At 67.9% G+C, this 11,769-nt stretch carries 13 protein-coding genes; 5 read left to right on the plus strand and 8 right to left on the minus strand.

Annotated features, from left to right (window positions below; all coding sequences use genetic code 11):
* Positions 1–724 (minus strand): DUF6880 family protein (locus RTU05_RS14175; RefSeq protein WP_409411633.1); only part of this gene is annotated, 724 nt, incomplete at its 3' end.
* Positions 725–845: 121 nt separating this feature from the next.
* On the opposite strand from RTU05_RS14175, the gene RTU05_RS14180 reads away from it, so the two are divergent.
* Positions 846–1,112, plus strand: a complete 267-nt coding sequence (locus RTU05_RS14180; RefSeq protein ID WP_312599002.1) for a hypothetical protein — start codon at positions 846–848, stop codon at positions 1,110–1,112.
* Between the two features lie 4 nt (positions 1,113–1,116).
* Here the strand turns inward: RTU05_RS14180 and RTU05_RS14185 are convergent, their stop codons facing one another.
* From RTU05_RS14185 to RTU05_RS14195, 3 genes are all read right to left on the minus strand, one after another.
* The gene (locus RTU05_RS14185) at positions 1,117–1,854 is read right to left on the minus strand and encodes a molybdopterin-synthase adenylyltransferase MoeB (RefSeq protein WP_312599003.1); all 738 of its coding nucleotides are present in this window, start codon (positions 1,852–1,854) and stop codon (positions 1,117–1,119) included.
* A gap of 44 nt (positions 1,855–1,898) precedes the next feature.
* Positions 1,899–2,309, minus strand: a complete 411-nt coding sequence (locus RTU05_RS14190; protein WP_312599004.1) for a BLUF domain-containing protein — start codon at positions 2,307–2,309, stop codon at positions 1,899–1,901.
* Positions 2,310–2,388: 79 nt separating this feature from the next.
* Positions 2,389–2,697: a BLUF domain-containing protein gene (locus RTU05_RS14195; protein WP_312599005.1), complete on the minus strand. Its 309-nt coding sequence runs from the start codon at positions 2,695–2,697 to the stop codon at positions 2,389–2,391.
* A 219-nt stretch (positions 2,698–2,916) separates the two neighbouring features.
* Here RTU05_RS14195 and hslV point away from each other — a divergent pair, with 219 nt between their 5' ends.
* Positions 2,917–3,489, plus strand: a complete 573-nt coding sequence (gene hslV, locus RTU05_RS14200; RefSeq protein WP_312599006.1) for an ATP-dependent protease subunit HslV — start codon at positions 2,917–2,919, stop codon at positions 3,487–3,489.
* Positions 3,490–3,498: 9 nt separating this feature from the next.
* On the opposite strand, the gene RTU05_RS14205 is transcribed toward hslV, so the two are convergent.
* Together RTU05_RS14205 and RTU05_RS14210 are read right to left on the minus strand one after the other, a co-directional pair.
* Positions 3,499–4,080 (minus strand): ATP-dependent Clp protease proteolytic subunit, encoded by a 582-nt coding sequence (locus tag RTU05_RS14205; RefSeq protein ID WP_312599007.1) that lies wholly within the window; start codon positions 4,078–4,080, stop codon positions 3,499–3,501.
* A complete protein-coding gene (locus tag RTU05_RS14210) occupies positions 4,080–4,286 on the minus strand; it encodes a hypothetical protein (RefSeq protein ID WP_312599008.1) in 207 nt (68 codons plus the stop codon). Before RTU05_RS14210 ends, RTU05_RS14205 begins: the two co-directional genes overlap by 1 nt.
* A gap of 164 nt (positions 4,287–4,450) precedes the next feature.
* Between RTU05_RS14210 and hisS the strand changes: the two genes are divergently transcribed.
* Positions 4,451–5,941 carry a histidine--tRNA ligase gene (hisS, locus tag RTU05_RS14215; RefSeq protein WP_312599009.1) on the plus strand — a complete coding sequence of 497 codons (1,491 nt, stop codon included), beginning with the start codon at positions 4,451–4,453 and terminating at the stop codon, positions 5,939–5,941.
* 355 nt (positions 5,942–6,296) lie between these two features.
* On the opposite strand, the gene RTU05_RS14220 is transcribed toward hisS, so the two are convergent.
* On the minus strand, positions 6,297–8,420 hold the full coding sequence (locus tag RTU05_RS14220) for a M13-type metalloendopeptidase (protein WP_312599010.1): 2,124 nt from the start codon (positions 8,418–8,420) through the stop codon (positions 6,297–6,299).
* A 155-nt stretch (positions 8,421–8,575) separates the two neighbouring features.
* Here RTU05_RS14220 and RTU05_RS14225 point away from each other — a divergent pair, with 155 nt between their 5' ends.
* Together RTU05_RS14225 and RTU05_RS14230 are read left to right on the plus strand one after the other, a co-directional pair.
* Positions 8,576–10,414 (plus strand): cation:proton antiporter, encoded by a 1,839-nt coding sequence (locus RTU05_RS14225; protein ID WP_312599011.1) that lies wholly within the window; start codon positions 8,576–8,578, stop codon positions 10,412–10,414.
* A 195-nt stretch (positions 10,415–10,609) separates the two neighbouring features.
* A complete protein-coding gene (locus RTU05_RS14230) occupies positions 10,610–11,251 on the plus strand; it encodes a TetR/AcrR family transcriptional regulator (RefSeq protein ID WP_312599012.1) in 642 nt (213 codons plus the stop codon).
* Positions 11,252–11,314: 63 nt separating this feature from the next.
* Here RTU05_RS14230 and RTU05_RS14235 read toward each other — a convergent pair.
* Positions 11,315–11,769: Smr/MutS family protein (locus tag RTU05_RS14235; RefSeq protein ID WP_312599013.1), on the minus strand; the 455-nt coding region annotated here is incomplete at its 5' end.

Raw genomic sequence — 11,769 nt, forward strand, 5'->3', positions numbered from 1 at the left:
CGATCAGCAGGCGTCGCGCCATCACGGCGGCGAAATCCGGCGAACCGCGCTCCTCCGGCGTGACCAGCGACAGCCACAGGTCCAGGTCGTCGGCCCGGTCCGCCAACCGCCGCACCACCGTCCGCATCCCGCGCGCGCCCGACGTGACGTCCAGTCGCTTTAGCAGGCGCCGCGCCAGGGCGGGCGTCAGCGCCTCGCCCGCCGCGCCGATCCAGCGGGCGTAATCCAGCGGATGGGCCTGAATGGCCTCGGCCAGGGTTTCAGCGAAGGCGGGATCGGCCTGGACCGCCGCATCGGCCGCCTGCCACAGGGCGGGCGCCGCCGTCTCGAACAGGTCCGCGACCTCGCCGCGCGGATCCTTGACCCGCTGCGTCAGGCCGCGAAACAGGTCGAACCAGGCCATGCGCCGGATCACCCCTTCGGCGGGCGCCAGGCGGCTCAAGGTCGCCACCCCCTCGCTCAGCACCGACAGGTCGCGGATAAGGTCCGGCCGCTTGCGCCACGACACCCGCGCCCGGCTGGCCGCCACGGCCGCCAGCCGCTTGTCCAACTCCAGCCCCAGGGCGTCGGCCCCGGCCTCCGCCGCCAGGATCAGACGCAGGCGACGCTTCAGGATCGGGTCCGCATCGGCCGCCTGCATCAGCAGATCGCCCAGCCGATCCGCCCCCAGCCCGGTCAGATTGGCGGCGTTCAGGCGTTTCGGCGCGGCGGGTCGTCGGGCCATCGGGCCTCCTTTTTCACAAGTCTGTCGAGCGCCCCTTATACGGCTGTCGAAAACCACGGGCAGGAGCGGAACCGCCGCAGACGAACTTCGTTTCCGGCGTCCTGACTGAGGAAGTGTCGCGTTGGATTCCTACTATTGCATCGTCAATCTGCCCGGCGTGCCGGTCAGGGACATCTGCGTTCTGGACGCCTCGAACGACCAGAACGCCAATCAGGCGCTGGAGGCCGTGGCGCGCAACTGGATCGGGTTCGAAACCCTGTATCTCTATTGCGGAGAGCGACTGGTGACGGTGTTGAGCAACCCCGCCCTGGGCTTCGCCGCGCCCCTTCCCGACCTGGATCTGGCCGACCTCGATCTGGCCGACATCCGCTTCGCCACCGCCGCCTGAGCGGTCAGCCGCCGCACACTGGACAGGCCGGATCGGCCGCCACCCGAACCGTGCGGGCCGCGCCCGCCAGACCGTCATACAGCAGCAGCCGCCCGGTCAGGGCCTCGCCCGCGCCGGTCAGCACCTTGATCGCCTCCAGCGCGGCCAGGGACCCGATCACGCCCGCCAGCGCGCCGATCACGCCCACGCGCGCGCAGGTCTCGGCGTCCGGCGGGATTTCGGGAACCAGGCAGCGATAGCAGGGTCGGCCCGCGAACACCCCGACCTGTCCGCTCCAGCGACCCAGGGCGCCCGACACCAGGGGCCGCCCGGTCGCGACGCAGGCGGCATTGACCCACAGCCGGGTCTGGAAATCGTCGGTCCCGTCCAGCACCAGATCATAGGCGCCGATCCGCTCGGCGGCGTTGTCCTGGGTCAGGCGTTCGGCGTGGGTTTCGATCACGACATGGGGATTCAGCCCCGTCAGCCGATCAGAGGCCGCCTGCACCTTCGCCTGCCCGACCTCGGCCGTAGAAAAGGCGATCTGGCGCTGAAGATTGGACAGGCCCACGACATCGTCGTCGATCAGCCCCAGCGTCCCCACGCCCGCCGCCGCCAGATACAGGGACGCCGGCGCGCCCACGCCGCCCACGCCCACGATCAGCACGCGCGCGCGTTTCAGCGCCTGTTGCCCCGGCCCGCCCACTTCGGACAGCACCAGGTGGCGCGCATAGCGTTCGACTTCGTCTTCGGAAAAGATCACGCCCCCATCTAGCGATCCCGACGACGGATCGCGAGGGGCGCCGGTCAGACCGCCTTCGGCTGGCTCGGCGAAAGGGCGGTCAGCATTCTCTGCAGGGCGGCGTCCATATCATCTTGATCGATTTCCACGCTCAGGAATCGCGCCACGTCCGGCGTCGCCTCGACGCGCGCCATGGCCCAATCGGGGAACATCCGCGCTTCCACGCGCCGGTCGGACAGGACGGCCAGATTGGTATGACGCCCATCGGATCGCACGCGCGTCAGCGTCCGATCCAGATCGACCCGCGCGCCTTCCAGAACCTGCAGGAAACGCCCTTCATGTCGCATCAGAACGCCCGTCAGCTGGTCCCGGCGATTGTTGCGGTCGGACACGCCGATAATGTCCACCAGGGGCATCAGACCCGATGCGGCCGATCCGGCGGCCTCGCTGACATAGACGATACGAAACAAGGCCATGACCCAACTCATACGCAACTGTGGGCCAAAACCCCGCCACGACTGCTAGGACATGAGCGTTAACAGAATGCAGCGCCGATCAGGCGGCCTGTCGGACCTCGCCGCACAACAGGCGTTCCAGCTCGGATGGGTCCACGGCGTTCGGGGCCCGGCCGGCCAGCGCCATCTCGACCTTGTGGGGCGCCAAGGCGCACATCCGCATCGGCTCGGCGACCCGACGGTGGATGACCGGGCGGTCGCCCAGAATGTGCAGCTCGCCCTGGCCGTCCGCCTGCATCCGGCGCAGCGCGCGGTCGACGTCGATGCGCGCGCCTTCGATCATCTGAACCAGCCATCCGGCGTGGATGAGCATCACGCCGCTGATCTCGTCGCGACGGTTCTCAGCCATGGCTTCGCCGAGACGTTCAGCCGCAGCACGACCGTCAGGCGCAATCCCGCCGACCAATTCTCTCGCGATGACGAGGCGATAGAGCAAAGCGCATTCCGTTTAATGCAAGGCTTGGGCAAGAACGTTGCCGTTATATCGACGACTTCGGTCGAAATATGACATTGTTATGAAAGCGTGGCCGGACTTGATCGGGCGGCTCCGCCTGTCCATCTGTCGCTCATGATCCGATCCTTCGACGCGACCGCCTCTTCCTTTCCCGACTGGCACGGCACCACCATCCTGGCGGTGCGCAAGAATGGGCGCACCGTGATCGCGGGTGATGGGCAGGTCTCTATGGGCCCGACCATCGTCAAGGGCGCGGCGCGCAAGGTGCGGACCCTGGCGGGCGGCAAGGTTCTGGCGGGCTTCGCCGGCGCCACCGCCGACGCCTTCACCCTGATCGAACGGCTGGAAGCCAAGCTGGAGCAGTATCCCGACCAGTTGGCCCGCGCCTGCGTCGACCTGGCCAAGGACTGGCGCACCGACCGTTATCTGCGTCGGCTGGAGGCGATGCTTCTGGTGGCGGACAAATCGTCCATCTTCACCGTCACCGGCGTCGGCGACGTGCTGGAGCCGGAATACGGCGTCGCGGCCGTGGGTTCGGGCGGCAACTACGCCCTGTCGGCGGCCCGGGCCCTGATCGAGGAAACCGAGCTGGACGCCGAGCAGATCGCCCGCAAGGCGATGAAAATCGCCGCCGAAATCTGCGTCTACACCAACGGCAATCTGACGGTCGAGACGCTGGACGCCTGACCCTGCGGGTCAGATCACATCGGCGATCAGGCCCATCGTCTTGGCTTCCTGCGCCTCGACATACCAGTTTTCCGGCGCGCGCTTCAGCACCTCGTCCATCGTCACCGACGACCCGCGAACCAGGTTCTCGAACCCTTCGTTCTGGATGGCGATGGAGTGTTCCAACTCGTGCAGCACCGCCTTGACCGACGCGATGCAGGTCGTCAGCGGCCCGGTGATGTGCAGTTCCTTGTTCATCTTGCGCTCATGGATCATCACCCGCGTGCCGCGTGTCAGATAGCGGTTCTCGACGGCGAAGAAGCTCATGAAGGTCGCGCCGGCCGAATAGATGGCCGCCTTGCCCAGGAAGACCAGGCGGCGCGACGGGTTGAGGTCGCTCTGGAACCGGACGTCCTCGCCCATCATGCGCGCCACCTCGGGGTCGCCGCCCAGGGTCGATAGTTCGATCACCGTCAGCCCGGTCTTTGGGGCCTCCGCCAGCTGATCGCGGAACCGGTCGTACATGGCGTAATCGACCGCGCCGGCCAGCAGGATGCGGGGCGTGTCGAAGGCGTCGGCGGTCAGGACGCCAGTCGGGGCGGGACGCGACATCAGGTTTCGGACGATGAGGCGGCGTCTTCGCTGACCGGATAGCCTTGCGCGCAGGCCCAGGATTTCGCCTCGCCGATGGAGAAGAAGGCCTGGTCGCAAATGCGTCGAGACCCCTCGGTGTCCACCAGCTCGCATTCCCACCAGCGGATCGTGCGTCGGTCCGACGTGTTGCAGGTGCGGGCTACGAGAAGGGCGTGTGGCGTCATGGCGCTCAACAACGAAACGGGTTCGCCCAGGTTCCGCCCCAATACGATTTATCTTCGCCTAAACAAGCGCCTGTGTGCGACCTCAGACATTCGGGGAGCAGCGGCGCGGTGATGGCCCGACCATGGAATTTGCGGTCGCCCGCCCCTTGGCTTAAGCGCGCGCCATGACTGACGACACCCCCATCCGTCCCCTCGCCCGCAATCCGCGCGGTTTCGCCGACAAGCGCGGGCGCGACCTGACCGCCGAACGCCGCATCGTGGCGCGCGTGTCCGAGGTCTATGAGCGCTGGGGCTTCGAGCCGCTGGAGACCCCGGCCTTCGAATACGCCGACGCCCTGGGCAAGTTCCTGCCCGACGCCGACCGCCCGAACGAAGGGGTCTTCGCCCTGCAGGACGACGCCGGTTCGGATGAGCCAGGCGACTGGATGGCGCTGCGCTATGACCACACCGCGCCCCTGGCCCGGTTCGCGGCCCAGACGTGGGAGACCCTGCCCAAGCCGTTCCGCCGCTACGCCTATGGTCCGGTCTGGCGCAACGAGAAGCCCGGCCCCGGCCGCTTCCGCGAGTTCTGGCAGTGCGACGCCGACACCGTCGGCTCGGACCGTCCCGAGGCGGACGCCGAGATCATCGCCATGGCCTGCGAAGGTCTGCGCGGCGCCGGGCTGGATGCGGGTCAGGCCCAGATCCGCGTCTCGAACCGCAAGCTGTTCGACGGCCTGTTCGACGCGGGCGGGGTGACCGAGGCGGGCCAGCGCCTGAGCGCCCTTCGCGCCATCGACAAGTTCGACCGTCTGGGCTGGGACGGCGTGGTCCAGCTGCTGGGCGAGGGGCGTCTGGACGACTCCGGCGACTACACCAAGGGCGCGCAACTGCCCGTCAAGGTGACGGCGGCCATCGAGGCCTTCCTGGCCTCGGCAAATACGCCCGGCCTGTCGCGGGCCGAGACCCTGGACGCTGTCGCCCGTTCCGGTGATCTGGGCGCGGCGGGCGAGGCGGCGCTGAATGAACTGGCCGCCATCGACCGGGCGCTGAACGCCATGCGGGTCGATCAGGACGCGGTGAAGTTCGACCCGACCATCGTGCGCGGTCTGGAATATTACACCGGCGCCGTGTTCGAGGCCGAGCTGCTGCTGGACACGGTGGACGACAAGGGCCGCCCGGTCCGCTTCGGCTCCATCGGCGGCGGCGGGCGCTACGACGATCTGGTTGCGCGCTTTACCGGGCAGAGCGTGCCGGCGACCGGCTTCTCCTTCGGCGTGTCGCGTCTGGCCTCCGCCCTGCGCGCGGCGGGACGGGGGGCCGAGGATGCGGTGCGCGGCCCGGTCGTGGTCATCGTCTTCTCCGAGGACGACATGGGTCATTACCTGAACGCCGTCGCCGAGCTGCGCGCCGCAGGCATTGCGGCCGAGCTTTATCTGGGTCGCGCAGGCATGAAGGCCCAGATGAAATACGCCGACCGACGCGGCGCCCCCGCCGTCGTCATCCTGGGCGGCGACGAGATCGCGGCGGGCGAAGTGACCATCAAGGATCTGGACGCTGGACGCGCCGCCGCCGCCGCCATCGCCGACAACGACGCCTGGAAGGCCGAGCGTCCCGGCCAGATGAAGATCGCCCGCGACGGCCTGGTGGCCGCCATCAAAGGCATTATCGAATAAGCTTCGATAAAAAACGGGCATTGAAACGAGTTATCAGCGATAAGTCGAAGAAAGTTCGACTCTGCCCAAGCAGGCCGTTGACGACCGACCGGCCCTTGCGTCAAATGAACTCACTCGAGGGCAAGCGTTGCTCAAGCGCGCAGCACTCGAAGGCGTTTCGGGGAGGAAACGTCCGCTCTTTAAAGAGCAAGATAGCCCGCTGCGATGTATCCCCCGCAGCGGGCTTTTCTATGCCTGAAACCCATGTTCGCCTTGGCTTTTCCGGCCGCGCACGCCGCGCATTGGGGCCGCGCGTCAACCATGAAAAAGGCCGGGGCGGACCCCGGCCTTTCCAGTCTATCGAAGACCCGTCGCCTTACCAGATGCGAACGCGCTGGTCCGGCGTCAGATAGTATTTCGTGCCGGGCTGGACATCGAAGGCGTCATACCAGGCATCGACATTCCGCAGCGGGCCGATGACGCGGAACTGGGCGGCCGAGTGCGGGTCGGTGGCGACCTGCTGCTTCAGCGCCTCGTCGCGATATTTCGACTGCCAGACCTGAGCCCAGCCGTAGAAGAAGCGCTGGTCGCCGGTCGTGCCGTCGATCACCGGCGCCGGCTGGCCGTTCAGCGACAGGTGATAGGCCTCCAGCCCAACGGCCACGCCCGAGGCGTCGCCGATGTTCTCGCCCATCGTCAGGCCGGGGTTGATATGATAGCCGGCGATCGGCTCATAGGTCCCGTACTGCTCGCCCAGGCGCGCGGTCAGGGCCTCGAACCGGGCCTTGTCCTCGGCGGTCCACCAGTTGCGCAGCACGCCGTCGCCGTCGGACTTGGAGCCCTGGTCGTCGAAGCCGTGGCCGATCTCGTGGCCGATCACCCCGCCGATGCCGCCATAGTTGACCGCCGCATCGCCGTTCGGATCGAAGAAGGGCGGCTGCAGGATGGCGGCCGGGAAGACGATCTCGTTATTGGCCGAGTTGTAGTAGGCGTTGACCGTCTGCGGGGTCATGCCCCACTCGGACTTGTCGACCGGCTCGTTCAGGCGCGACAGGTCGTAGTTCCATTCGAACAGGCCGCGACGCTCGGCGTTGCCCACCAGATCGTCGGCGCGGATGTCCAGGCCGGAATAGTCGCGCCACTTGTCGGGATAGCCGATCTTGACGGTGAATTTGCGCAGCTTCTCCTGCGCCGCCGCCTTGGTCTCGGCGCCCATCCAGGTCAGGTTTTCGATGCGGTGCGACAGGGCGGTGCGCAGGTTTGCGACCAGCTCTTCCATCTTGGCCTTGGATTCGGCCGGGAAATACTGGGCGACGTAAAGACGGCCCGTCGCCTCGCCCAGCGAACCCTCGGCGAAGGAGATGGCGCGCTTCTCGCGGGTGCGCTGTTCGGGCTGGCCCGACAGGTCGCGCGAACGGAACTCCCACTGGGCGTCCGAGAACCGCTTGGACATCAGCGGCGCCATGTCGTCGACGGTGTGGAAGGCTTCCCAAGCCTGCAGCAGGGCCACCGGCGTCTCGGCGTAGATGGCCGCGATCTTGGGCATGGCCGTGTCCTGACGCACGATCAGGCGCGGCACGCCGCCCAGCTTGGCGGCGTCGTAATAGTCCTGCCATTCGAAGCCCGGCGCCTGTTGCGCCAGTTGGGCGATGGTGAACTCGTTATAGGTCTTGTCGCGATTGCGGTTCTCGACCGGGCTCCAGTGGGCCTCGGCGATCTTCTGTTCCAGGGCGACGATATGGGCGGCGGTCTCGGTCGGGTTCTCCCAGCCGATCATCGTCAGCATCCGGCCGACATAGGCCTGATACTTCTCCTTCTTGTCCGCATAGCGGGCGTCCAGATAGTAGTCGCGGTTGGGCAGGCCCAGGCCCGATTGGCCCGTCGAGACGACGTAGCGGGTCGGCTGTTTCGCATCGATGGTGATGCCGGTGCCGAAGAAGGACGAGCCGAAGCGGCCGACCGTCTGGCCCATGTAGACGGCCATCTTCTCATGGCTGTCGGCGGCGCGGATCGCGGTCAGATAGGGTTGCAGCGGCTGGGCGTCCAGTTGCTCGATACGCGCCTCGTCGATGTAGGAGCGATAGGCATCGGCGATCTTGGCCTCGTCGGAACCGGCGGCCAGATCGCGGCGCGCGGCGAGCCCCGTCACAAGCTCCTTCATGCGGTTGTCGGACAGTTCGCGCAGCAGGGCGAAGGAGCCGTAGCTGGTGCGGTCCGACGGGATGATCAGCTTCTCCAGCGCCTTGCCGTTGGCGAACTGGAAGAAGTCGTCGCCCGGCTTCACCGAGGTGTCGCGGCCCGCCATGTCGAAGCCCCAGGTCCCGTAACGGGGCGCCTGAGTGCCCTGCCAGCCGGCGGCGGTCTCCTCGCCCGAGAACAGGGAGACGATGGAGCAGGTTTCGTCGATGCAGGCGTGGTCGTGATCGGCGTCTTGGGCGAAGGCGGCGCTGGCGGGCAGCAGAAGGGCGCCGACGGCGGCGCCGATAAGCAGTCGTTTCATCACTGGATCCTAGGCTCCGCCCCGGAAATGGGCGGTTCGGCGCGGACCCTAGACCCGGTTGGGGGTCTGTCGCCTTAAAAAAAATTCATGAAAGCGCTGCGACGTCTCGCCACGGTCGTCGGTTCGGGGTCAGATGCGCCGACGACGGAGGGGCGATGCACGGACACGGCGGGGATTACAAGGATCTGGTGGTCTTCTTGGCCGCCGCCGGGGTCATCGTGCCCCTGGTCAACCGGCTGAAGATCAGCCCGGTGCTGGGTTTCCTGGCGGCGGGGGTGGTTCTGGGGCCGGACGGCCTGGCCCGGTTCGCCCACGCCCTGCCCTTCCTGTCCTATTTCACCATCAGCGATCCGGGACAGCTGGCGCAGCTGTCGGAATTGGGCGTGGCCTTCCTGCTGTTCATGATCGGTCTGGAGCTGTCGTGGGAGCGGCTGCGGGCCATGCGCCGGCTGGTCTTCGGCCTGGGGCTGATGCAGGTGGCCGCGTGCACGGCGGTCCTGGCCGGCGGCTTCATGCTGATGGGCCAGACCCTGGCCAGCGCCGTGGTTCTGGGCATGGGCCTGGCCCTGTCCTCGACCGCCGTGGTCATGCCTGTTCTGGCGGAGCGGGGACGGCTGAAGGGGGTGGTCGGCCGCTCGACCTTCGCCATCCTGCTGGCCCAGGATCTGTCGGTGGCCCCCATTCTGATCACCGTCACCGTCCTGGCGGCCGTGGCTCAGCAGGGCGGGGCGCTGGACGCCGCCATCCTGGGCCGGTCCCTGTTCACCCTGATCCCGGCGGCGGTGGGGCTGGGTCTTCTGGTCCTGCTGGGACGGGTGGTGCTGCGGCCCATGTTCCGGTCGGTGGCCAAGGCGCGCAAGGCGGACCAAGGCGGAGAGCTGTTCGTCGCCGCCAGCCTTCTGGTCGTCGTCGGCGCCGGTCTGGCGGCCCAGGCCAGCGGCCTGTCCATGAGCATCGGCGCCCTGGTCGCCGGCGTCCTTCTGGCCGAGACCGAGTTCCGGCGCGAGGTCGAGGTGTCGATCGAACCGTTCAAGGGGCTGTTGCTGGGCGTCTTTTTCGTCGGCGTCGGCCTGGGGCTGGACCTGGACGCCATCGCCGCCGATCCTTTAGGCGTCTTCGGCCTGGCCCTGGCCCTGACGGCGGTCAAGACCGGCGTGATCTTCGCCTTGGCGCGGCTGTGGGGGCTGGGCGCGCGGCCGGCGCTGGAGACCGCTCTGGTCCTGGCCCCGGCGGGCGAGTTCGCCTTCGTCGTCTTCGCCACCGGCATGGTCGAGGGCCTGGCCCCGGCCGGCCTGACCAACACCGTCGCCCTGTCGGCGACCGTCAGCATCTTCTCCATTCCGCTGTTGGCCATGATCGGTCAGAAGCTGACCAAACGGACCGGACCGGACGCCACGGCCCTGCCCGACATTCCCGCCCCGGCGGCGGCGGACGGCGCGGTCATCATCGTCGGATTCGGCCGGGTGGGCCGTCTGATCGGCGAGATGCTGAAGGAACACGACCAGCCCTTCATCGCCCTGGACACCGACGCCGCCGCCGTCGCCGCAGGCCGTCGCGACGGGTTCGAGGTCTTCTATGGCGACGCCGGCCGGCGCGAGATGCTGCAGCACTGCGGCGTCCAGTCGACCCGCGCCCTGATCGTGACCATGGACGCCCCGGCCAAGGTGGACGAGGTGGTCCAGGCGGCGCGGGCGATGCGCGACGACCTGATCCTGATCGCCCGCGCCCGCGACGACCAGCACGCCATGCGCCTGTATGCGCTGGGCGTCACGGACGCCGTGCCGGAGACGACCGAGGCCAGCCTGCAGCTGGCCGAGAACACCCTGGTCGACCTGGGCGTGCCGATGGGTCTGGTCCTGGCCTCGATCCACGACCGGCGCGACCAGTTCCGAAAGGCGTTCCAGGCCGCGACGCCGGTCGAGCGCCGCAATCGCCCCAGCCGCGCCCTGCGCCGCACGGCGCGGCCCGTCCGCCCCGAACCCAACGCCGGCTAGGGGTTGATACCTAGCGTCGTCTGGCGGACCCATTTTCGTCATGGTTCCGTGATGCAAGCGCACCATTGCTATTCCTGCGCCGATAGGGCGGAAAGCGCCTGTCCGTCCCGGCACCGGGCCGCGATCTTCACCTCAAGTCGCCTTCGGGCCCGCCTGCGGCGTCCGAGACTTAAAGTAGAGTAAAAGCCTGAATTCATGACTGATACCGTCGCAACCCTCGCCGTCGAACCTCGCTTGAACCGCCGCCAGGCCGCCAAGATCCGCACACGGCAAAAGGTTCTGGACGCCGCCCGCTCGCTGTTCGCAGAACGGGGCTACGAGCCCGCCACCATCCGCGACATCGCCAAGGGCGCGGGCATGTCCACCGGCGCCGTCTTCGCCAACTTCCAGGACAAGGCCGAACTGTTCGAAGCCGTCCTGACCGAGGACATGACGCGCTTAGCCGAGGTGGTCGAGGCCGCCGCCCCCGCCGGCGAGCCCGTTCGCCAGCGCCTGCTCAGCGCCCTGAGCGCCGGCTATCAGTCGTCGCTGGAACACCTGCCGCTGTTCCAGGCCATCGTCGCCCGCTCGTGGTTCCAGCCCCTGGCCGCCGAGATGCGCGCCCGCGCCGCGACCAAGAACCTGCTGTTGGCCATCGGCGGCATTCTGCAGGACGCCGTGGCCAAGAACGAACTGAGCAAGGACGCCGACATCCGCCTGTTGGTCGAACTGATCTGGGACGCCTATCTGTCCAACTATCGCCGCGCCGCCTATGACGAATGGGACGCCCAGGCCCTGTCGGACCATATGGGCAAGCAGATCGACGTGATCCTGGCCGGCGCGCTCTCCGCCAAGTAAGCCGACGACAGACCGCTTCGAAGGGCCGGGTCCGCCAGCGCGGGTCCGGCCTTTTTACATGGCTCAGACGCGGCGCTTCAGTGTGACGTAGAAGGCGCCGTTTCCGCCGTGCCTCTGGTGGGCCGTGGTGAAGCCGGACACGACGCCGCGTAGGGCGGGCGAGTGCATCCATTCGGCGAAGGCCGAGCGAATCACCCCGCCGCCCATCCGCCCCTGGCCGGTGATGACCAAAACCGCCCGCATCCCGCGCGCCTGACACGAGGTCAGAAAGCCCCTCAGCTGGTCCTCGGCCTCGAACCGGCCGAAGCCGTGCAGGTCGATTCGCGCCTCGATGGGATCGCGTTCACGCGACAGCCGCTGCTTGCGGCGCGGCTCCAGGGCTTCCGGCGCCGGCTTGGGGCGGGTCGGCGAGACGCGCGGCTTGTCGATTGGCGAGACCGGCGCCGGGCGCGACGGTTTGGGCGTCGGCCGCAAGGGGGCTGGCGACGTCGGCGCGATCATGGGCGGCGGCGTCTCCG

Source organism: Brevundimonas sp. (assembly GCF_032017145.1).
Lineage (GTDB): Bacteria > Pseudomonadota > Alphaproteobacteria > Caulobacterales > Caulobacteraceae > Brevundimonas.